Origin of the sequence: Mycobacterium sp. SMC-21 (assembly GCF_045310825.1) — a bacterium.
Lineage (GTDB): Bacteria > Actinomycetota > Actinomycetes > Mycobacteriales > Mycobacteriaceae > Mycobacterium.
Genome location: NZ_JBJIAO010000012.1, coordinates 72,751 through 92,771, shown reverse-complemented (window position 1 = coordinate 92,771; position 20,021 = coordinate 72,751). Strand labels below are relative to the sequence as shown.

Below are 20,021 nucleotides of genomic sequence, written 5' to 3'. Positions count from 1 at the left end.
GGGCTCCGCACTCCGGGCCGCGTCGCGATCCCCATCGGTTAGGTCGCCTAATCACTGTCGGTCGCCTGACTGTCGCGGGTCCGGGATGGTCGGCGGCGCGTCCCGTCGGCGCCGTCTGCGTGTGTCGGGTGGCTAGTCGATCTAACCGTCGACGATCCCCTTCCCGTCGTTCCCACGGCGCCCGGCCGGGTCCAATCTGGCTGCGGCCCTTCTATTTAGCTGCTCTAACCGTCGCCGATGGGTCGCGTCCGCGGCCTCTAATTCGTGTCGGTGGGCAGGTATACATTCGAACGTATGAGCGAATCAAATGGTGATCCCCACGCCGCGGCCGCGGCGGTCGACGCGATCACCCTGGCCACCCGGCAAGAGAACGCCGCCGGCGCCCGCCGCCTGGGGGCGATCGGTGACCTGTGGGCGCTGCGGGCCCCCGACGACGACATCGAGAAACGGTATTGGGCGATCGACGGCTATGCCGGGCTGGTCGTCGAGGTCGCCGCCGCATTGGGGATATCCCGTAAGCGGGCCCAAGCCCAGGTGGACCGGGCGGTGACGCTCCGCACCCGCCTGCCGAAGGTGGCGGCCATCTACGCCAACGGCCTGATCGATGCGGTGATGGTCGCCATGATCGTCGCCCGCACCGACCTGATCATCGACGACGACGTCGCCGGGCAGGTCGATGCCGACCTGGCCGCCAAGATCGTGGCCTGGGGCCGGTTGTCGAAACCGAAAATGGAACAACGCATCGACGCCATCATCGCCGCGTCCGACCAGGCCGGGGTCCACCAACCCAAACCCCCGTCGCAGGCCCGCTACCTCGACATCCGCGCCTGCGGCCCCGGCGCAGCCAGCATCTGCGGCACGATAGACGCGGCGACCGCCGCCGTGCTCGACGCCGCCATCGACGACCTCGCCAAGAGTGTGTGCCGCAACGATCCGCGCTCCCATGATCAGCGCCGCGCCGCCGCCATCGACGCCCTCGCCCGCGGGCAGCGGCTGGCCTGCCAATGCGACAACCCGGACTGCCCCGCCGCCGCGGCCGCCATGGGGGAACCGCCGGCCGCGACCGTCGGCACCCGCGCCGTCATCTACGTGATCGCCGGCCCCAAAACCCTCGCCGGCCAAGCCCCGGGGTTCCTGCCCGGATACGGGCAGATCCCCGCCGAGCAGGTCGCCCGGCTCGCCGAGGGGGCGACCATCCGCGAGGTCGAGATTCCGCCGGATGCGGCCGAGCCCCGCTACCGTCCGTCGGCCAAGCTGGCGGAGTTCGTGCGCTGCCGAGACCTGACCTGCCGATTCCCCGGCTGCGACCGGCCCGCGCAAGCCTGCGACCTCGACCACACCGTCCCGTACCCGGCCGGGCCGACGCACCCGTCAGACCTCAAATGCCTGTGCCGGTTCCACCACCTACTCAAAACGTTCCACGGCTGGACCGACCACCAATACCCCGACGGCACCGTCGTCTGGGTCGCCCCCACCGGACACACCTACATCACCAAACCCGAAGGCGCCCACTGGTACCCACAACTGGCCACACCCACCGGAACACCCACAATCACCGAACAACCACCACGAACCCCCGGGCGCGGGCACTGCATGCCCAAACGCAAACGCACCCGCGCCCAAGAACGCCAACAACTCATCAACGAAGCCCGCATGGTCAACGAAGAACGCATCGCCAGCGAAGAATGGCACCGATACCGCGAACTCGAAACGGCCCGCGCCGCAGAGGAATGGGATGAACCCGCACCCTTCTAGGCGGCCATCGCGGCATACCCCTCGGCGAGTGCTCGCAATTGAGCCGCACCATCGCCGGCGTAGGACGAACCGTGCATGAGGGCAAGCGTCGAGGGGTTCAACGCGGCGAGTTGCTCGAGCGTCGGTGCGAGGTTCGTCGTCAGCCCGGTGGCGTGGAAGATGGCCTCTGCCTCGAGCGCCGGGGCCACGCAGTCGGATTCGGTCAGTGCCGGGCAGTGTCCGGTGTGGGTGAAGAGGTCGCCGGCGAGCAGGGTGGAGGTCGTCTCGTCGAACCACAATCCCGCTTCCCAATTGTGCGGGACATGCGGTGTGGCAATGAATCTCAGTCGGTGCCCGCCGATGTCCAGCGCCGTGTCAGGGGCGGGGACGGGAGGTCGGTCGCACATGTCGACCAACGACAGCATCAGAGCCAGCCCGCCGTGCACGACCTCGGCATGCGGTGCCGCGGCCAGCATGAGGTTCATCGCGCCGCACTCGTCGGCTTCGAGGTGTCCGAACGAGATCCAGCGCAGCGTGGGCAGTGGGATGACCCGGCTGATGGCATCCGAGACGAGTGGGAACAGTTGTCGCTGCCCGCAATGGAAGAGGAACGGCTCATCGCCGGTCAGGAGGAACTGGTTGAACGTGAAGCCGTTCTCGGTGATGTCCGGAATCCACGTGGAGAGCCGGTAGATGTCGGGGGCAATCTCGTCGACTGCCGTTTGCGGGTCGGCATTCATCTCACCATGGTGCGCCCTGCGCGAGAGCTGCGGCAGTGCATTCGGCGAAGCGCCTGGCGGTCGAGCGGTCGATCTGCGCGAAATTGACTGTGATGCCGTTTATTTCGGAGCCGGGATGCTGGGGAAAGGTCGACAGCGGCGAGACGAGCAGGCCATCGGCGCGGAGCAATTCGGCAACGTCGAGATCGGGGCAGCTATCGGGCAGCAGGATGGCGACGTGCAACCCCGCCTGGACGCCGAGCACTTCCAGTCCGGGGCGGCGCGCTTCGAGTTCGGTGATGAGAATGTCTCGGCGGCAACGGTATTCGCGGCTTGCGCGTGCCAGGTGTCGCTGTAGCTCGCCGCCGGTGATCAAGGTGGTGAGGGCGATGCGCGTGATGGTGGAGACCGCGATGCGGTGCTCGCGAAGGTAGGTCTGGACGGCGTTGTGCAGGGGCAGTGGCGGCACCAGCCAGGCGGCGCCCAGGCTCGGCGCCAGCATCTTGGACGCGGTGCCGACGTAGGCGACGTGTTCTCCGGCGCCCGGAATCGACCGAATCGCGGGCAGCGGCGCGACGCAGTAGCGGAACTCGCCGTCGTAGTCGTCTTCGATGACGATCGACCCGGTCCGCTTGGCCCACGCAACGAGTTCGGCCCGCCGATTCACCGAGAGCCGGTGTCCGAGCGGGTACTGGTGCGCCGGTGTGGTGTAGACGATGCCGGGTTCGTCACCGAGGCTGTCGACGCACAGCCCGTCGTGGTCGACGGGGACGAAAGCCAGATCCAAGCCGGCGCGGCTGAATTCGTCAGCGGCGGCGGGGTAGCAGGGCGATTCGAGATAACAGCGCGTGAGGCCACTGACGGCCGCCAGTGTCTGAAAGGCCGCGGTCGATCCGGGAACGTCGAAAACCGTGTCGGTGTCGATACCCCGATTGGTGCGCAGGTGGCGCGACATGGCGGCGGTGAAGGCATCGTCGGTGTCCTGCCACGGTGAGAGCGTCGTCGGTCGGGTCGACGCCGCGGCCCGCCACGCGCGGGCCCATGCCCGCATGTCGATGAGGCCGGTGTCCGGGGTGCCCGGACGGAGATCGACGGCATCGGTTTGGTGCGCCGTGACATGCGCTGCCGGTACGACGTTCGACTTCTCCAGGCGCGGTGCGCGGCTGGACAGCCCGGCGCGGGCGGCTGCGGTGGCGCCGACGGTTGTCCGGGTTCCGGCACCGGGCACACCCTCGAGAAATCCGGCGGCCACCAGTTCGTCGTAGGCGGCCGCGACCATCGTTCGCGAGGCGCCGACCTCATGCGCAAGGGCGCGGGTCGACGGCAGCCAGTCGCCGTCGCCGACCTGTCCAGCGGCGATCAGCGCCACCAACTGACTCGCGATCGCCCTGGCACTGAGATCGGTGGTGTCGAGGGGCAGATGGACCGCCCGTGTGTGCCGCGCCACCCAGTCAGAATACTGGCCTGCCAGAACTGGGTATTTCTGGCTATTCTAACCAGGCCGCAATCATGGTGATCTGAATTCATGGAAAAGGTCACTCGCAAGTACGGTCGTCAGTCCACGGCGCGCGCCGCTCTCGAGGAGTTCCTCGATGGGCAGTGGTGGGGCGTGCTCAGCGTCGGCGATGTGGCCCGTCCGAACGGCAAGGTTCGGCCCCTTGCGGTGCCGACGCTGTTCGTCCGTCACGAGGATCGGATTCTCATCCACGGCTCGACCGGTGCGGGCACACTGGGCGTCAAGGGGGCGGGGAAACAGGTTGCCTTCTGTGTGACGGCCATGGATGCACTTGTGGTGGCGCACAGCACTTTTGACTCCTCGGTGCACTACCGTTCCGCGGTGATCTACGGCGAAGTGCAACCCGCCGAACGCGAAGACCGGGAAGCCCTCCTGGAGCGCTTCAGCGAGCTGCTGATCCCCGGCCGTACTGCCGAGGTGCGCGCGATGCTGCCGAAGGAGGTCGCGGCGACCAACGTCATCTCCCTGCCGATCGTCGACGGCGACTGGGTGTACAAGGTCAACGGTGGTCCGCTGGCCGAACCGGACGAGGAAACCACCGCCTGGGCGGGCATCGTGCCCTTCTCGGTCACCTACGGGGAGCCGCGGCGGGCGGAGTGGTCGACAGCCGAATTGCCGGACTCGGTGCGGGCAATGGTCGCTGCTGGAGGTGCCTGACCAGCGTTGATGGCCCCGGATGGACATTTTTGGGGAATCGGGAATAGATCGCGAACCGCCCAGGTTGGACTGACCGACAACAAGTTGAGTGCAACAGACTCAAGTTCGGCTTGACAGACGGCCTCGTCCGATAGCAAGCTTGAGCGCAGTTCGCTCAGATCACCCAACAATGTCTATCAGGAGGCATCACTATGGCTCGTGCGGTCGGTATCGACCTCGGGACCACCAACTCTTGCGTCTCGGTGCTGGAGGGCGGCGACCCCGTCGTCGTAGCCAACTCTGAGGGCTCCCGGACCACCCCGTCGGTCGTCGCGTTCGCGCGTAACGGCGAGGTGCTGGTCGGCCAGCCCGCGAAGAACCAGGCAGTGACCAACGTCGACCGGACCATCCGTTCGGTGAAGCGGCACATCGGTACTGACTGGACCATCGACATCGACGGCAAGCAGTACACCTCGCAGGAGATCAGCGCGCGCACGCTGCAGAAGCTGAAGCGCGACGCGGAGGCGTACCTCGGTGAGGACATCACCGACGCCGTGATCACCGTCCCGGCCTACTTCAACGACGCTCAGCGTCAGGCCACCAAGGAAGCCGGCCAGATCGCCGGCCTCAACGTGCTCCGCATCGTCAACGAGCCGACCGCGGCCGCCCTGGCCTACGGCCTGGACAAGGGCGAGAAGGAGCAGACCATCCTGGTCTTCGACCTCGGTGGCGGCACCTTCGACGTCTCGCTGCTGGAAATCGGCGAGGGCGTCGTCGAGGTCAAGGCGACCTCCGGTGACAACCACCTCGGTGGCGACGACTGGGACGAGCGCATCGTGCAGTGGCTGGTCGACAAGTTCAAGGGCACCAGCGGCATCGACCTGACCAAGGACAAGATGGCGATGCAGCGTCTGCGTGAGGCTGCGGAGAAGGCCAAGATCGAGCTGAGCTCGAGCCAGAGCACCTCGATCAACCTGCCGTACATCACCGTCGACGCCGACAAGAACCCGCTGTTCCTCGACGAGCAGCTGACCCGTGCCGAGTTCCAGCGCATCACGCAGGACCTGCTCGACCGGACCCGTCAGCCGTTCCAGTCGGTGATCAAGGACGCCGGCATCTCGGTCTCCGACATCGACCACGTGGTCCTCGTCGGTGGCTCGACCCGTATGCCCGCCGTCACCGAACTGGTCAAGGAACTGACCGGTGGCAAGGAGCCCAACAAGGGCGTGAACCCGGACGAGGTCGTGGCCGTTGGTGCCGCGCTGCAGGCCGGTGTGCTCAAGGGTGAGGTGAAAGACGTTCTGCTGCTTGACGTCACCCCGCTGTCCCTCGGTATCGAGACCAAGGGTGGCGTGATGACCAAGCTGATCGAGCGCAACACCACCATCCCGACCAAGCGGTCCGAGACCTTCACCACGGCCGACGACAACCAGCCGTCGGTGCAGATTCAGGTCTTCCAGGGTGAGCGTGAGATCGCGGCGCACAACAAGCTGCTCGGCAGCTTCGAGCTGACCGGCATCCCGCCGGCTCCGCGTGGCGTGCCGCAGATCGAGGTCACCTTCGACATCGACGTCAACGGCATCGTGCACGTCACCGCCAAGGACAAGGGCACCGGCAAGGAAAACACGATCAAGATCCAGGAAGGCTCGGGCCTGTCGCAGGACGAGATCGACCGGATGATCAAGGACGCCGAGGCGCACGCCGAAGAGGACAAGAAGCGTCGCGAAGAGGCGGACGTCCGCAACCAGGCCGAGTCGCTGGTCTACCAGACGGAGAAGTTCGTCAAGGACCAGCGTGAAGCCGAAGGTGGCTCGAAGGTCCCCGAGGAGACCCTGACCAAGGTCGACGGTGCCATCGCCGAGGCCAAGACCGCGCTCGCCGGCACCGACATCGCCGCCATCAAGACGGCCATGGAGAAGCTGGGCGTCGAGAGCCAGGCCCTGGGCCAGGCGATCTACGAGGCCACTCAGGCCGAGCAGGCCGGTGCGGGTGCGGGTGCTCCGAGTGGCGCCGCCGCAGATGACAACGTCGTGGACGCCGAGGTTGTCGAGGACGATCAGGAGAACAAGTGAGCCAGGACGATTCGCACGAGCCGGTGACCATCACCGACAAGCGGCGCATCGATCCGGAAACCGGCGAACCACGTGAGGGCGCTCCGGCGTCGGCCCCTGAGGGGTCGGCGCCGGGCTCCCCGGCCTCCGGTGGGGCCGCCGAGTCTCCGGTGTCCGACGAAGCCGCCGAGCTCAAGGCAGACCTGCAGCGGCTCAAGGCCGAGTACGACAACTACCGCAAGCGGGCCATCCGTCAGGAGCAGGCCGCAGCCGAGCGGGCCAAAGCCATTGTCGTGCAGCAGTTCTTGCCGGTGCTCGACGACCTCGAGCGGGCCCGCGCCCACGGTGATCTCGAGTCGGGGCCGCTGAAGTCGGTGGCAGACAAGCTTTCCGGTGCGCTGGAGAGCCTCGGTCTGGCATCGTTCGGCGCCGAGGGCGACGCGTTCGACCCGTCGCTGCACGAAGCCGTTCAGCACGAAGGCGACGGCTCCAACCCGGTGTTGGGGACCGTCATGCGTCGCGGCTACAAGCTCGGTGAGCAGGTGCTGCGGCACGCGATGGTCGGTGTCGTCGACGCCGAACCCGCAGCTGATACGCCCGACACGCCCATCAATACCGACGCTGCGACCGAACAGAAATCAGAATCAAACGAGTAACCGAGCGACGCTGAGGAGGTGACGCGACATGGCTCAACGTGAATGGGTCGAGAAGGACTTCTACAAGGAACTCGGCGTCACCTCTGACGCCACCAAGGATGAGATCAAGCGCGCCGCGCGCAAGGTGCTGGCCGACAACCATCCGGACCGCAATCCGAACAACCCGGCGGCCGAGGAACGCTACAAAGCGGCGACCGAGGCCAAGGAAATTCTGACCGACGACACCAAGCGTGCCGAATACGACGAAACCCGAAGGCTTTTCGCCAACGGTGGATTCGGCCGCCGGTTCAGCGGCGGTGGAGGCGGCTTCGGAGGTTTCGGCGGCGACTCCGCGGAGTTCAACCTGGGCGACCTGTTCGACCAGGCGGGGCAGACCGGCGGCGCCAACATCGGTGACCTGTTCGGCGGCCTGTTCGGCCGGGGCGCGCAGCAGCCGCGCCCCAGCCGTCCGCGCCGCGGCAACGACCTGGAAACCGAAACCGAGCTGAGCTTCCTCGAAGCGACCAAGGGCGTGGCCATGCCGCTGCGCCTGACCAGCCCGGCACCCTGCACCAACTGCCACGGCAGTGGCGCGCGTCCGGGCACCAGCCCGAAGGTGTGTCCCAACTGCAACGGCGCCGGTGTCATCAACCGCAACCAGGGTGCGTTCGGCTTCTCGGAGCCGTGCACCGAATGCCGCGGCACGGGCTCGATCATCGAGCACCCGTGTGACGAGTGCAAAGGCACCGGCGTCTCCACCCGGACGCGCACCATCAACGTGCGCATCCCTCCGGGTGTCACCGACGGTCAGCGCATCCGGCTGGCCGGGCAGGGGGAAGCGGGTCTACGCGGGGCGCCCTCGGGCGACCTGTACGTCACCGTCCACGTCCGGCCCGACAAGGTCTTCGGGCGGGACGGCGACGATCTCACTGTCACCGTTCCGGTGAGCTTCCATGAATTGGCATTGGGGACAACGCTTTCCGTGCCGACTCTGGAGGGCAAGGTCGGCGTCAGGGTGCCCAAGGGCACGTCCGACGGCCGCATCCTGCGGGTGCGCGGGCGCGGTGTGCCCAAGCGCGGCAGCGACGGCGGCCATGGCGACCTGCTGGTCACCGTCAAGGTGGCCGTGCCGCCCAACCTCGAGGGTGAAGCGGCGGAGGCGCTGGAGGCGTACGCAAAGGCAGAGCGGGCCAGTGGATTTGATCCGCGGGCCGGTTGGGCAGGCTCGTTATGAGCGCAGCCCGGCGTAAGACAGAGGAAGCCCGGACCTTCCTGATCTCGGTGGCCGCCGAGCTGGCCGGTATGCACGCGCAGACGTTGCGGACATACGACCGGCTCGGCCTGGTCAGCCCGCAGCGCACTTCGGGCGGCGGTCGACGGTATTCGCAGCACGATGTCGACCTGCTGCGCGAGGTGCAGCGGCTGTCCCAGGACGAGGGCGTCAACCTGGCCGGCATCAAGCGCATCATCGAGCTGACCAATCAGGTCGAGGCGCTGCAGGCCAGGCTCGCCGAGGTCACCGCCGAGCTCGAACGCGTCCGTAAGCCCAGCACCGCACTGGTGCTGTGGGAACCGCGGCGGCGGGGGAATTCGCAGCGGAGCTGAACCCCAGCGGTTCAACGGGTTTGGCGGTCCACCTCGTCAGGGGTGTAGAAGAACTCGCGGTCGTCTTCGCGGTCGTCGAACATGCCGGCTTGTTCCAAGAGTTGGAAAAACACTCGATACAGCCGACGGTAAATCACGAGTTCTTGATCGATAAGCGCTGCCACCCACGGGTTGTGCTCGGGTGTGGCAGCCAGCCCGCCGACGCAATCGAGTTGCACCCGAAGAGGAACCTGGTCGCGGTGGGTTGTGAAAATTTCGCCAGCGGCAAGCAACACCCCGTAGAACGGGTCGTTCGACAGCGGTGGGATCGGGCCAAAGTCGACGTCCAAGAACGCAAATGCGGCGCGTCGGATGCACTCGGCGGACGCGACGGTGACGCGGCTCAGGTCCTCGTTGTCAGCCGCGGCGACTTCGTCGACAGTTACGTTGAACCAGGACCGCTGCCGCCGCCAATGACCGAGAATGCGCTGGACCCATTCTCCGATCTCTGGCGCACCGCGCTCGAACAGCTTTAGGGCGTGCCGGTCGATCGACTCGATCGTGGCGTCCGCATCGATGTTCAGAACCCATGGTTCACGTAGATGAGCGATTCGCTCAACTACCTCACGACTGCCAGCACCGATCGCAGCCGCGCGGCTAGCATCGTCGCCTTTTGCGATCGCCGACAGCAGCTGGATGTCCATGTGACGATAGAGCTCTGGGAAAACCTCGAACGGCCGGACAGCGGTACGTTCCCATCCGTCACTGTGGTCGCTCACGCTTGAACACTGCCAAGAACAGGATTCGTGGCGTCCTGGCAGATCGACGAAACGTGCTGCCAGTAAATCCAATCCGACATTGCCTCGCGCTGTGCGGCCACATGTGGGGCGGTGTACGCCTTGTACAGCTCGATGCTCTGCATGTGGTCGGCGTAAGCGATGAGCTTGGTCAGATGATCGACCGGACCGTTGGTACCGGTGGTGCGCAGTAGCGGCTTGATGGTCTCCACCCAGAGTTTCATCGTCTGCTTGGCGTCGGGCGGGGCATCCTGCACCGGTCGAGGCGGCAGGGCCTCGTACAGCGTGACGTCAGACCATTCCTCCAGTCGCGCAGCGGCTTCCGGCGCGATCACTTGCAGTCGGGACCGTCCCTGCATGGTGCCATCGGCGGGAATGTCATCGGGTGCCAACTCTTCGGCATGCATGCTCGACTTGTAGGGCTTGACCTCTTCAGGCGTGCCGATGATCGCGCGAAGCGTCTTGCCATGGAACTGCGCCCAGCCTTGTAATGCGAGGAACGGAACATTCACCCAGCGGCCGCGCTCAGCCGGCGAGATTGCCTCGTCCGCGCTGACCAGGGTCACCTGTCCCGGAAGTTTCACACCATCCGGGATGTAGCCGATCCCGTATGAGTTGGCCGCCAGTATCTGACCTTCAGACGTGACACCGACTGCCCACACGAATTGATAGCTGGCCGCCGGAATAGACGGCGGCGCATGCAATGCCGCGGAGATGCGCCGTGCGATCTCGATATCTGCGTCGGTGTTTCCCGCCGACTTACGTTGCAGCAGGCCGGCTTTGGCGGCAGCTGCCATGGCGTCGCGCTCTGCGCGCGCCGGACTGACCGGGATCGGCGCGGCTGCGGCAGCAGCCTGCTGATTATTCGTACCGGCTGCGGCGACACCTGGGCCTGTTGGTCCGACGGGGCCGCCCTGTCCGGGTTGTGCAACCGGTGCTGCCGGAGACGGTGTCGGGGCAGGGCCCAACGGTGCTGCCGGCGCGGCCGGTGTTGCAGCCGCTGGCCCGCCGACGGAACCGCCACCGCCCGCCGCCGACGCGGCGCCGACGGGAGCGGCACTCGTCCCGGACGTGCCGCCAGCTGCGCCAGTCGGGGTTGCCGGGGGCGGCGGCGTGGTGGGTTGTTGCGTCGCCGGTTGGGCTGCCGCCAGCGGTTGTGACGTGTTACCCGCGCCGCTCTGCAGACCCTGGCCGAATTGCTGCAATCCCTGCTGCAGTGGATTGTTCGGTTGGCCGCCCGGCTGCTGTGCTCCGGTTGGCTGGCCGCTTGGGTTGCTCGTCTGCGAGGCACTGGTGCTGCTAGGCGATCCCCCCAGCCCACTGACAGGACTGCTGCTTCCGCTGCTGGTGGCCGCGGCAGATGTGCCGCCGCCCGCAGGCGCGGGACCTGTCGGCCTCGCTCCCTGCGTTGACGAAGCTACGACGGGGGTTTGGGCGCTGCCGGGCACCGGATTGGCTGCTGCGACCGCTTGGTTTGGCAGCTGGCCCTGTGTCGGTTGACTTTGTGCTTCTGCGGGAACTGTGTCGCCGCGAGACTGAGTGGTTTTGCCTGGTGTGGCCTGTTGCGGGCTATTCTGCCCCTCATTCGCGGAAGTCTCACCACGCGTGGTGGGTGCCGGCGTTGCAGGAGCCGTGCCAGCCGTTGGGGCAGTCGCGGGCGGCAATCCAGCCGGGACCGGTGCACCTTGGGGCGATGTGACTTCGGTACTTCCCCTCTGTCCCGGAGTCGTTTCGGGCGTCTTCCCAGGCGTGGAACCGGCTGGTGGCTTGCTGGGCGACAGGTCTCTGCCCAGTAGCTCGTTGGTCGTTTGGTCGGGTTTGTACGTGTCGGGTGTCTGCACATCGCGTGCGGCATCGCCGACAATGCCCTGGTGTACTTTCAGATAGTGTTTCTTTAGATTATCTATCTGAGATTGAGCGTCTTCGTCCGTAGGCTTGACGGCGTTGATTTTTTCCCAAGCCTCCAACAGGCTATTGGTAATCCGGCTTTTAGCACTGCTGATAATGCCTGCAGTGTTATAGTTCCAGTTTGCCGCGCGGGTAAGAAGCTGCTCTTGAGCTGTGAACGCATCACTCAGGCTGCCGCCCTTAGTTGCCGCAGCACCGGACGCGCCCCCTATCCAATGTCCACCCCCATTGTGGAAGGTATCAGCAACCTGCCTATTCCAGGGGGCTGTCGAGTTTGTTCTCAGGGTTTGTAGCGCCCGCGTGTATGCATCGCCTACGCGATGGAATGCATCCTCGTCAGCGTCGGGCCAGCCACCGGGTTCGAGCATTTCATCGGAGCCGCTCGGTTTTCCTAAGCCCATTTAGCGATCACCAGCCACTTTGCAGGCTGCCGTAATTACTGCGGGGATCTTTCTGAATACGTCGTATAAATTTGAGTCAGCCTGAGTATAGGTCGGAATAGCCTTGACAAATGCGCGTCCGTATTGGGCGGCTAGAATCCCGAAGTCCTGAATTATCGGGTTAGGATTTTGGCGAGCTAATTTCTCATAAGCATCTGCAAATCGCAGCAGTACCGGCATTACAGAAATATTCTCTGTTTTGTATTCCGGTGACCAACTGCTAGCGGGTATGCTTGGATCTTCCTTATTCCATGCGGAATAAGCGGGATCGGAATTTAACTGGTCAACAGTGGTCCGCCAATCTGTGCATTGGCTATCGGCGGCAGTCAGAAATCTAGAAGGGTTCTGGGTATCGCCAGCCGGTGCAATATTGTCGGGTGCGGCCCCCGCTGGGACGAACGGAGCTCTTGAGGCAGCGGATCCGAAGGATATTGCTTGGCAGATGCCTGTGATTGTGTCCCCGAGCGTCGAGCCGACTCGGATGGCGTCGTTATCCGCTGCCACGTACTGTGGAATGCGATCAGAATAGTAGCGAATGTAGGCAATGTACTGTGAGTACAGTTCTCGCATGACTCGATGGGTAGTCAATTTGACAAGCGGCACTACCTCGTTCGCAGCGCTTTTGAGGGCCTCGCCCACTGCCTGATATTGCGTGCGCATTTCGGGTGTCCATGCGGTTGCTGGAATCGAATGATCGATTTGAGTCCAGCCGTTCTTTTCAGCGTTTGCGACAGTCGTCGCAATCGGATTCCACGGCGCGCACGACGGGTCCTCGGTTATCACCGAAACAGGTCCAGTGTCGTTAGCGCTAGCGATGTCGGATTTCGAACCCGGTGATGGTATACCGCCGCCGTTCCCATTGTTGGAACCATTGCCACCCGCGCATGACACCGCCACCACGGCGGTGACCGCGATGACAGCAATCAGGGCGATTGCACCGAGGATCCACTTCAGCGGGCCCTTCTTCTGAGGAGCAGGAGCTGGATTCGGCCACTGCTGTTGCGGGTTCCACTGCCCCCGCGGACCCGGCCCATGTTGTCCACCGGGGTAGCCCTGCCAGTTTCCGGGCTGCTGCGGGGGCTGAGCACCCCACGGGCCGGACTGCGGTGGCTGGGTCACAGTTGTTCCTCCACATTGGGTCGGGTCGGTGCCGCGTGGCGTGGTGCAGACGAGGACGGGGGGACGGGGGGAGCGCTTGAACCGTGGATCGGCGCTGCAGCATGCTTGCCCTCGACCGGAGCCTTCGGCTGCGCTTTCTCGGACTGCGCCTGCGACTTGTCTTTGTCGTCTGCCGACTTCTTTTCGTCGTCGGTTTTCTTGTCGTCAGCAGCTTTCTGTGCAGCGTCTTCTGGCTTGTCCTTGTCGGACTCGCCCTTCTTGCCGGCCATTTGGCCGATCTGCTGGCCCACTTGCTGGGCCATCTGCATCGCCGCTTGCGGGATTGCTCCCGCTGCCTGGGCCATCTGCATAGGCATCTGCAGCATCTGGCCGCCCATCTGGCCGAGTTGGCTCAGCTGGCTCATCGGATCCCCACCGGCACTTGGCGCGCCTGGTGCGGCCGCGGACGTTGCGCCAGCTTTGGCCGAATTGGCGGCGCCGCCGGGTGAGCCCGCCCCGCCGCCACCGCCTGGCACGCCACCGCCGCCGCCAGACCCTTGGCCTGCCGGATCATCGAGCTTTTGTTTCAGCACGTCTGCCGCGGCCTGTTGATCAGTCGTCGCGTAGGTGGACGCCGCGTCTTTGATATTCGCTGCATAGGCCGCGGTCTCGGTTTTCAGCTTGGGCAAGCCGGTCGTTATCGGGTCCGCGTACTTTGGGGCATTGGTCGCCGCGGCAGACGACAGCGCATCTGCAGCGGGCGGAATGTAGAAAGCCGGAGCAGCCGGCACCGCGTCCGACGCTGCTTGAAACGCTTGACCGGCAGCCGCGAGTTGGGTCGTATCAACCTTCAACGTAGGCGTCATCTGCTGCCCGCCCTGCGATGCGCCCCCAGCGGACGGTGACTACTCGACACCGAATTCCCCTCCCTGAGTCGGTCAGCCGAACTTGCCCTTGAGCTTCCCCTCGGCGGATTCCATCGAATCATGACCGCCCTGGATGGCGCCGATCAGCTTGTTCAAGGCTTCCAGCGCAGCGTCGGCCTTCTCACCCCACGAGCGCTCGGCAGCTTGCCACCCCTCACGAGCGGTGCCGTGCCAGATGTCGCTGCTGACCATCTGAATCCGAGCGCGCTCCTCGGCCAGAACGTCATTCAACCGCTTGTGCTCATCCTTGAGGTCGCCGACCGTCTGCTCGATCTTCGCAAAGTGCCACTCTTGCTCGGCCATTGATGTCCCCCTACAGATGCATTGCTTGGGTCAGCCCTGAGGCGGCGTTGGTGTCGGTCGAGTCGTAGGCCGCAACCGCGGAGTGCAGCTTTTCAGCAATGCCGTGTTGCTCGGTGCGCAGTGCGGCCATCGCCTTCTGATAGCTGCTCAGAGCCGCCGCGACGGCCTTGCCCGTGTCGCCCTTCAGTGCCTCACCGAATGAGTCGATGGCGTGCCCGACCGTCTTCTCATGCGACTCGAGATGACCGATAGTCTCCTCGAGTTTCGCCACCTGATGCCGCAGCATCTCTGTGTCGACCTTGACTACGTCCACGCCGCCCCCTTCACACGACAACCCCGGACCGATTTTACGCCGGGGCGGTTATCAGTCGTCCCAACAAGGATAGTGGGCCGGAAGAGCGGTTACCTGCACCAAAAGTGTGGGCAGATCGTGCGAGGCGCGTGGCTTCGCTGACTTTTCGAGTGGCGCGTCATGGCCCCGATAGGATTGGGCTGTCGTCGACAGCACAAGTTTGCGCTTGACGCTGACTGCGGCCCGACATCCATCCGAAGCAGATACCTAGAGCGATTCTTGCCAGTGGCCTCGACCGATCCTGCACCGAGATTGTGGGTGTCCGAAGACGCTCAGATTGGTGAACTCGTCGCTGGCTTTGATGCGGTCGCGAACCTGCGCATTCCGTACGGAAAGTTGCCGCCTCGTGCGCGGAGTTTGTACGCATCGCGCTACACAACGTGGTCCGACATCGCCGAAACGACGATCGCCGAACTGCTTGAATCCCGATCGAGCGGGGTCCGTACCGTCGCGTCGATCGTGGCGGCAGCACATGACGCAGTGAGCCAATTGGCGGACTCTGTGGACGGTCCTCAACCGTCGCTTGCAGACGGGCTCGATCGATTGGTGGCCGGCATCGGGGAGCGCGACCACCACGTTCTGCGCGCTCGAGCATGGGGATCCACTCAAGTCACTCAAGAGCGACTCGCCGAAGAGCTTGGTGTGCACCCGACCTGGTTGTGGCGAAACGAGAGCCGGATTCGGTCGCGCTTCGCGGAACTACTCAGCGAACCTGGCCACTTTCGGATCCGGCAGTCGGCAGATGAATTGCGCCGCAGGCTCGGCATCTATGTGCCGCGAGAAACAGTCGAGTCAGAGATTCAGCAGCTGGGGCTAGAGCCGACGAGCGAAGCCGCCCGGCTGTTGCTGTACGTCGCCGGGCCGTACAAGGAGCGTGGGGACTGGTTCGAAGATGCGTCGCAGGGCGGACTTCGACGGGTCGATGCTTGTGTCCGGAGGCTGTTCCGTGGCGAGCCCGCCCAGACCCTGGAAGCGCTGACTCGGGAACTCGCAGCCGAAGGGATGCGGCGAGATGCAGTGCCTCCGTATTTGGACACGCTGGCACTGAGCAGGATCGGCGGCGCCTACCTGCCGCCGCGCTCTGGGCTCAGGGCCAAAATCGTAGCGGCATTGGACGCTGCTGGGCGGCCGATGACTGCCGAAGAAATCAGCGACATGGTGGGGGATTCGGCCAGCGCCAAATCTGTACTGAAAGCGTTGCACGGCAACGACACATTTAGGCGAACGAGCCGAACTGGATGGGCCTTGGCCGGGTGGAGTTATCCCGAGTACGGCGGCATCGCGCAAGAACTGACCAACCGTATCGAGGCTGCCGGCGGGCGGATGCCGGTGCGGACGTTGCTTGACGACATGCTCAAGGCATTCCCGGACATCAAGGAAAGCTCAGTCCGTACGTACCTGGCGACTCTCGCGTTCGTAACCGAAGGGGGCATGGTGCGTTGCCGAGGCCCCGAAGACGCATGGCCACCAGTACCTTCACTGAGCACCGTGCCTGGAGCAGTTCGCCAGTCCGACGGCTGCATCGGAATTGCAATCCCAGTGACCGCACACGTTCTCCGAGGCTCGGGCTTGTCGATCGATCCGCCTGTCGCACAGGCGATTGGTGTGACGCCGGGGAACCGCCGTGACTTCGAAACATCCAGCGGGTCCGTCTCCGTTGCGTGGGCACTGTCCGAGCCCGCTGCGCCCAACATGGGATCAATTCGCCGCCTCGCCAAGGCCGCTGGAGTTCGCCTTGGTGATTCCCTTGTGCTGATCTTTGACCCAAATGAAGGCGTGCTGCGTGCAGAGCGTGGCCAACGGAACGAATCGGACTAGCTGTCAGGCGGCTCAGTTGACCGGAGTTGCATCTCCACTCACCTTGTCACGCAACAACTCCCGCAGTTGCGCGATCTCACCTCGCAGGTCTTCGATGTGCGCCGCCGTCACGGCGTCTTGTTTCTGATCGTCGATCGACACGCTCTGCACGATCCATGACGCGATGGTCGCCGTGATCGAACCGACCAGGCTGATGCCGCCGATCATCATGAGGCTGGCCATGACTCGACCCGTGGTGGTGACGGGGTACATGTCGCCGTAGCCGACGGTGGTGATGGTGGTCATCGCCCACCACACCGCCAGGCCGAAGCTCGTGATGTGGGCGTCCGGCGCACCGCGTTCGGCTTCGTACACCGCCAGCGCCCCGACGTACACCAACAGCACGGCGCCCGAGATGGTGTAGATGATCACCTTGCCGCGAATGGCGTTGCCGATGGCCTTCTGCAGGGCACCGACGAGCACGACCAGCCGGAGTAGACGAAGCGGCCGCAGCAGCGGCAGCAGCACGACGGCGAGGTCGACCAGATGCCGGAAGAACCACTGCCTGCGGTCGGGGGCCAGGTAGAGCCGCGCCGCGTAGTCGGCCGTGAACACCGCCCACGCCAACCAGGTCACCAGGGTCAGAAGCCGGGCGAGCAGGCCCGTCGGCTGGACGAGGACCTCGATGCTGTACGCGGCCAGGAACAGGGCGGCGACGGCGGCCAGGGGCCACTCCGCGCGGTGTTCCCACCGGTCGAGGCGGTCTTGCGTATCCACGTCAGAAAGTGTGCGGCACCGGCCGCGATTTCGGAACTCAGTTGACCGTGATCGAGAACCGCGCTGTCGCCGGTCGACCCGGCGCCGCGACGCGGTGGCCGCCACGACGCAGCGCGTCGGTGGGCGCGGCCATGGGCTCGATGGCCACCAATGCGTCGCCGGGCGGCGCGAACAGCTGCGCGGCGGGGTAGCCGGTTTCGAACGTCACCGTGATCCGGTGGTCGCCACCGCTGAGGATGAACTGCGCGCCGTCGGGCACCTGGTCGAACCCGTCGTCGTAGGCGGTGTCGCCGAGCGGCGCGGACTGCGCCGGCCACGGTTCGACAACACCGCACGGCAATCCGCGATCATCGGTCGGCAGGTGCCGCATCGCCGGCGTCTCCAGTACCCAATCCTCACGGGGCACACCCGGAATCGTCAGGTACGGGTGGTACCCGAAGCACAGCGGCACCGCTGCGGACGCCGACGGCCGGACGGTCGTCTCGACCGACAGGACACGACCCACCAACGTGGCCCGCTGCGTCAGCACATGCGGGAACGGGAACGACGCCAACAGGCCGGGCCGGTTGAAATCGACTGCGGCGGTGACCGAATTCGCGGACTGCTCGACGATCACCCAACCCGGGTACGCGGCCAGGACACCGTGCATGGGTGCGCCGTGCGGGTCGGTACGGACACCGCCGGAGCCGGGCGTCAACGTGACGACGCCACCGTCGACGTCATATGTGTTGGCGCCCAACCGGTTCGCCCACGGATACAGCAGCGGGATACCCATGGTCTTGGCGTTCGCCAGGTAGGCGTCGAGGCCGCGGCGCTGGCCGAGGAACTCGAGATCGCCTTCGGCGAACGACGTGCCGATCATGCCGGCACCGGGGACGAACGTCGCCCTCATCGCGGACTCGGGGTCGCGCAAGACGACGGTGTCGAGTTCGGCCATCGATTCCTCCAGCGTCAGTGGGCCAACGGGTCGTGCTGAATACGTTCTGGTGGTGCGCCTTTGGCGATCAGGGCGGCTTTGGTCGCCGTGACCATCGCGGGCCCGCCGCACAGCAGGATCTGCCGGTCGCCCCAGCTGCCGTAGCTCGTCACGACGTCTGCCAGCAGCCCCGTCTGCCGGACGTGCAGCCCGCGCGGCGGCGTCACATCGGGATAGTCGGCGGCCCACGGCGGATCGGTGGAGTACTCGGACACCGGCGTGACGGACAGCCACGGATTGGTGGCCGCGATCTCCCAGAGGACACGCAGGTCGTACAGGTCGCACGGGTAGCGCCCGCCGAAGAACAGGTGCACGCGCGGATTCTCGGCCTCGCGGCACAGATTCATCAACAGCGCCCGCAGCGGGGCGAGTCCGGTGCTGCCGGCCACCATGAGCACATCACCGTCGGAACGTGAAACATGCATTCCGCCATGCGGATTGGACAGTCGCCAGCGGTCGCCGGGCGCGGTCTGGTTGACGATCGCGGTGCTCACCATGCCGCCGCTGACGGAGCGGACGTGAAACTCGATGGCGCCGCTGGCATCTGACGGCATCGAGGGACTCAGGTGTCGCCAGCGTCGCGGCCACTGCGGCACCTGCACCGCGACGTACTGCCCGGCGTGATACGGCAGCGCCTGGTCGAGCTGCAGTCGTACCACCGAGACATCCCGGGTGACGCGCAGATGCTCGACGACGGTGCCGTCGACATAGGGCGGCGTCTGTTCGGCATCGGCCGCGCCGCGCATGACGCCGACGATCAGGTCCACGGCATGCGTGGTGGCCTCGGCGACCCGGGCATCCCAGCGGTCGCCGAGTTCATCGCGCAGGGTGGTCAGCAGCGCGTCCTGCAGCGCCGCGTAATGCTGATGTCCCACACCGTATTTGCGGTGATCCCGGCCGAGCTGGGCCAGGAATGCCACCGGCTCCTCGGCGCGCTGCTCGATGAACTCGCCCAGCACCCAGAACAGCGCCTGGCTGAAGGCGGTGCGCTGGCCGGCCAGGTCGGGTGGGAAGAGGTCGCGCGCCGACAGGTCGCCGGCGAACCACCGGGTGTAGAAGCGGCCGATCACGTCGTCCCCGCCGCGCGCAGGGTCGACCACGGCCCGCACCGTCATCAGCGCTTCGCGGTCGTCAAGTCCCATCAGGCATCGTCGAAGTGGTTCTGCCCCAACGTGTTGACGAAGCTGGGGCCCAGCCGGTCGAGTTCGCGCCGGTGTGCGTCGGCCCACGTGCCGTACGGCTGGTGGGCCAGGTACTCGTTGCGGAACCGGTCGTCCTCGGACACCTCGGTGACACAGAACGTCGGGATCGCCAGGTCGACCACCGGTCCGCCGCGCTCGACCTCGGCCAGCAGGAGCGGGGCATTGCCGCCGGTGAATCGGTCGATGATCCAGCCGTCCTCACCCAGCCACACCGAATACCGCACCTTGGTGACGACGTGCTCGGCGCGACGGACGATTTCGCCGGCCACCAACGGATCGAGTTCGCGTTCGGCCTCATAGCGGGTGCCGCCGGTGGCCGGGCCCTTGGCGGTCATGGTGCCGATCGAGTCGCTGCCGATGGCGTCGATGAGGTCCAGCGCCGGATCACTGAGATCGGCCGGAGCGGGGCCCTGGACGCGCACCCGGACGGCATAGCCATCGGACGCGAACAGGTAGGCCTGCACGATCAGGGCAGGGCTCGGGTCGGACGCTGTGACAGCGGGCAGGTCGCGGACGAGGAACTTTCGTTCGAACTCGAAATCGCCGAAGCCGGACTCGGACATGGTTAAA

The 20,021-nt window shown here is 65.5% G+C and carries 19 protein-coding genes; 7 read left to right on the top strand and 12 right to left on the bottom strand.

Annotation, left to right across the window (positions count from 1 at the left end):
* The first annotated feature begins 294 nt into the window (after window positions 1-294).
* Window positions 295-1,755: a DUF222 domain-containing protein gene (locus tag ACJH6H_RS14625; protein WP_406775144.1), complete on the top strand. Its 1,461-nt coding sequence runs from the start codon at window positions 295-297 to the stop codon at window positions 1,753-1,755.
* On the opposite strand, the gene ACJH6H_RS14620 is transcribed toward ACJH6H_RS14625, so the two are convergent.
* Entirely contained in the window at window positions 1,752-2,474 is a 723-nt protein-coding gene (locus ACJH6H_RS14620) for an MBL fold metallo-hydrolase (RefSeq protein WP_406775143.1), read from the bottom strand. The two genes, ACJH6H_RS14625 and ACJH6H_RS14620, sit on opposite strands and share 4 nt — an antisense overlap.
* 1 nt (window position 2,475) lies before the next feature.
* Window positions 2,476-3,900 carry a PLP-dependent aminotransferase family protein gene (locus tag ACJH6H_RS14615; RefSeq protein WP_406775142.1) on the bottom strand — a complete coding sequence of 475 codons (1,425 nt, stop codon included), beginning with the start codon at window positions 3,898-3,900 and terminating at the stop codon, window positions 2,476-2,478.
* 78 nt (window positions 3,901-3,978) lie between these two features.
* On the opposite strand from ACJH6H_RS14615, the gene ACJH6H_RS14610 reads away from it, so the two are divergent.
* The 5 genes from ACJH6H_RS14610 to ACJH6H_RS14590 all read left to right on the top strand — a co-directional run bounded on the left by ACJH6H_RS14610 (window position 3,979) and on the right by ACJH6H_RS14590 (window position 8,896).
* Entirely contained in the window at window positions 3,979-4,626 is a 648-nt protein-coding gene (locus tag ACJH6H_RS14610; RefSeq protein WP_406775141.1) for a pyridoxamine 5'-phosphate oxidase family protein, read from the top strand.
* Window positions 4,627-4,817: 191 nt separating this feature from the next.
* Complete coding sequence (gene dnaK, locus ACJH6H_RS14605) at window positions 4,818-6,677, top strand: molecular chaperone DnaK (RefSeq protein ID WP_406775140.1); 1,860 nt, start codon at window positions 4,818-4,820, stop codon at window positions 6,675-6,677.
* Window positions 6,674-7,312, top strand: coding sequence for a nucleotide exchange factor GrpE (gene grpE, locus ACJH6H_RS14600; protein WP_406775139.1), 639 nt, complete (start codon window positions 6,674-6,676; stop codon window positions 7,310-7,312). The genes dnaK and grpE overlap by 4 nt, the downstream gene beginning before the upstream one ends.
* Before the next feature lie 28 nt (window positions 7,313-7,340).
* Window positions 7,341-8,525 (top strand): molecular chaperone DnaJ, encoded by a 1,185-nt coding sequence (gene dnaJ, locus ACJH6H_RS14595; RefSeq protein WP_064857519.1) that lies wholly within the window; start codon window positions 7,341-7,343, stop codon window positions 8,523-8,525.
* A complete protein-coding gene (locus tag ACJH6H_RS14590) occupies window positions 8,522-8,896 on the top strand; it encodes a heat shock protein transcriptional repressor HspR (RefSeq protein WP_406775138.1) in 375 nt (124 codons plus the stop codon). The genes dnaJ and ACJH6H_RS14590 overlap by 4 nt, the downstream gene beginning before the upstream one ends.
* A gap of 11 nt (window positions 8,897-8,907) precedes the next feature.
* On the opposite strand, the gene ACJH6H_RS14585 is transcribed toward ACJH6H_RS14590, so the two are convergent.
* The 6 genes from ACJH6H_RS14585 to ACJH6H_RS14560 all read right to left on the bottom strand — a co-directional run bounded on the left by ACJH6H_RS14585 (window position 8,908) and on the right by ACJH6H_RS14560 (window position 14,660).
* Entirely contained in the window at window positions 8,908-9,654 is a 747-nt protein-coding gene (locus tag ACJH6H_RS14585) for a hypothetical protein (RefSeq protein ID WP_406775137.1), read from the bottom strand.
* The gene (locus ACJH6H_RS14580) at window positions 9,651-10,469 is read right to left on the bottom strand and encodes a secretion protein EccK (RefSeq protein ID WP_406775136.1); all 819 of its coding nucleotides are present in this window, start codon (window positions 10,467-10,469) and stop codon (window positions 9,651-9,653) included. Before ACJH6H_RS14580 ends, ACJH6H_RS14585 begins: the two co-directional genes overlap by 4 nt.
* A 1,512-nt stretch (window positions 10,470-11,981) precedes the next feature.
* Window positions 11,982-13,139, bottom strand: a complete 1,158-nt coding sequence (locus tag ACJH6H_RS14575) for a hypothetical protein (RefSeq protein WP_406775135.1) — start codon at window positions 13,137-13,139, stop codon at window positions 11,982-11,984.
* Window positions 13,136-13,984 carry a hypothetical protein gene (locus tag ACJH6H_RS14570; RefSeq protein ID WP_406775134.1) on the bottom strand — a complete coding sequence of 283 codons (849 nt, stop codon included), beginning with the start codon at window positions 13,982-13,984 and terminating at the stop codon, window positions 13,136-13,138. Before ACJH6H_RS14570 ends, ACJH6H_RS14575 begins: the two co-directional genes overlap by 4 nt.
* Before the next feature lie 72 nt (window positions 13,985-14,056).
* On the bottom strand, window positions 14,057-14,347 hold the full coding sequence (locus ACJH6H_RS14565) for a WXG100 family type VII secretion target (RefSeq protein ID WP_029120443.1): 291 nt from the start codon (window positions 14,345-14,347) through the stop codon (window positions 14,057-14,059).
* 10 nt (window positions 14,348-14,357) lie between these two features.
* Window positions 14,358-14,660: a WXG100 family type VII secretion target gene (locus tag ACJH6H_RS14560; protein ID WP_212808142.1), complete on the bottom strand. Its 303-nt coding sequence runs from the start codon at window positions 14,658-14,660 to the stop codon at window positions 14,358-14,360.
* Between the two features lie 297 nt (window positions 14,661-14,957).
* On the opposite strand from ACJH6H_RS14560, the gene ACJH6H_RS14555 reads away from it, so the two are divergent.
* A complete protein-coding gene (locus tag ACJH6H_RS14555; RefSeq protein WP_212808143.1) occupies window positions 14,958-16,517 on the top strand; it encodes a hypothetical protein in 1,560 nt (519 codons plus the stop codon).
* A gap of 12 nt (window positions 16,518-16,529) precedes the next feature.
* Here ACJH6H_RS14555 and ACJH6H_RS14550 read toward each other — a convergent pair whose 3' ends face one another.
* Genes ACJH6H_RS14550 through ACJH6H_RS14535 form a run of 4 tightly spaced genes read right to left on the bottom strand, consistent with a single transcriptional unit; the run spans window position 16,530 to window position 20,014 of the window.
* On the bottom strand, window positions 16,530-17,273 hold the full coding sequence (locus ACJH6H_RS14550; protein WP_212808144.1) for a potassium channel family protein: 744 nt from the start codon (window positions 17,271-17,273) through the stop codon (window positions 16,530-16,532).
* 37 nt (window positions 17,274-17,310) lie between these two features.
* The gene (locus ACJH6H_RS14545; protein WP_212808145.1) at window positions 17,311-18,210 is read right to left on the bottom strand and encodes an aldose 1-epimerase; all 900 of its coding nucleotides are present in this window, start codon (window positions 18,208-18,210) and stop codon (window positions 17,311-17,313) included.
* 14 nt (window positions 18,211-18,224) lie between these two features.
* Window positions 18,225-19,391 carry an FAD-binding oxidoreductase gene (locus ACJH6H_RS14540; RefSeq protein ID WP_212808146.1) on the bottom strand — a complete coding sequence of 389 codons (1,167 nt, stop codon included), beginning with the start codon at window positions 19,389-19,391 and terminating at the stop codon, window positions 18,225-18,227.
* On the bottom strand, window positions 19,391-20,014 hold the full coding sequence (locus ACJH6H_RS14535) for a CYTH domain-containing protein (RefSeq protein WP_212808147.1): 624 nt from the start codon (window positions 20,012-20,014) through the stop codon (window positions 19,391-19,393). Before ACJH6H_RS14535 ends, ACJH6H_RS14540 begins: the two co-directional genes overlap by 1 nt.
* Between the last annotated feature and the right edge of the window lie 7 nt (window positions 20,015-20,021).

Coding starts and splice junctions, on each gene's coding strand:
- ACJH6H_RS14545 (WP_212808145.1), bottom strand. CDS start 18,210: ATGGCCGAACTCGACACCGTCGTCTTGCGCGACCCCGAGTCCGCGATG.
- ACJH6H_RS14540 (WP_212808146.1), bottom strand. CDS start 19,391: ATGGGACTTGACGACCGCGAAGCGCTGATGACGGTGCGGGCCGTGGTC.
- ACJH6H_RS14620 (WP_406775143.1), bottom strand. CDS start 2,474: ATGAATGCCGACCCGCAAACGGCAGTCGACGAGATTGCCCCCGACATC.
- dnaJ (WP_064857519.1), top strand. CDS start 7,341: ATGGCTCAACGTGAATGGGTCGAGAAGGACTTCTACAAGGAACTCGGC.
- ACJH6H_RS14565 (WP_029120443.1), bottom strand. CDS start 14,347: ATGGCCGAGCAAGAGTGGCACTTTGCGAAGATCGAGCAGACGGTCGGC.
- ACJH6H_RS14535 (WP_212808147.1), bottom strand. CDS start 20,014: ATGTCCGAGTCCGGCTTCGGCGATTTCGAGTTCGAACGAAAGTTCCTC.
- dnaK (WP_406775140.1), top strand. CDS start 4,818: ATGGCTCGTGCGGTCGGTATCGACCTCGGGACCACCAACTCTTGCGTC.
- ACJH6H_RS14590 (WP_406775138.1), top strand. CDS start 8,522: ATGAGCGCAGCCCGGCGTAAGACAGAGGAAGCCCGGACCTTCCTGATC.
- ACJH6H_RS14570 (WP_406775134.1), bottom strand. CDS start 13,984: ATGACGCCTACGTTGAAGGTTGATACGACCCAACTCGCGGCTGCCGGT.
- ACJH6H_RS14580 (WP_406775136.1), bottom strand. CDS start 10,469: ATGGCAGCTGCCGCCAAAGCCGGCCTGCTGCAACGTAAGTCGGCGGGA.
- ACJH6H_RS14625 (WP_406775144.1), top strand. CDS start 295: ATGAGCGAATCAAATGGTGATCCCCACGCCGCGGCCGCGGCGGTCGAC.
- ACJH6H_RS14610 (WP_406775141.1), top strand. CDS start 3,979: ATGGAAAAGGTCACTCGCAAGTACGGTCGTCAGTCCACGGCGCGCGCC.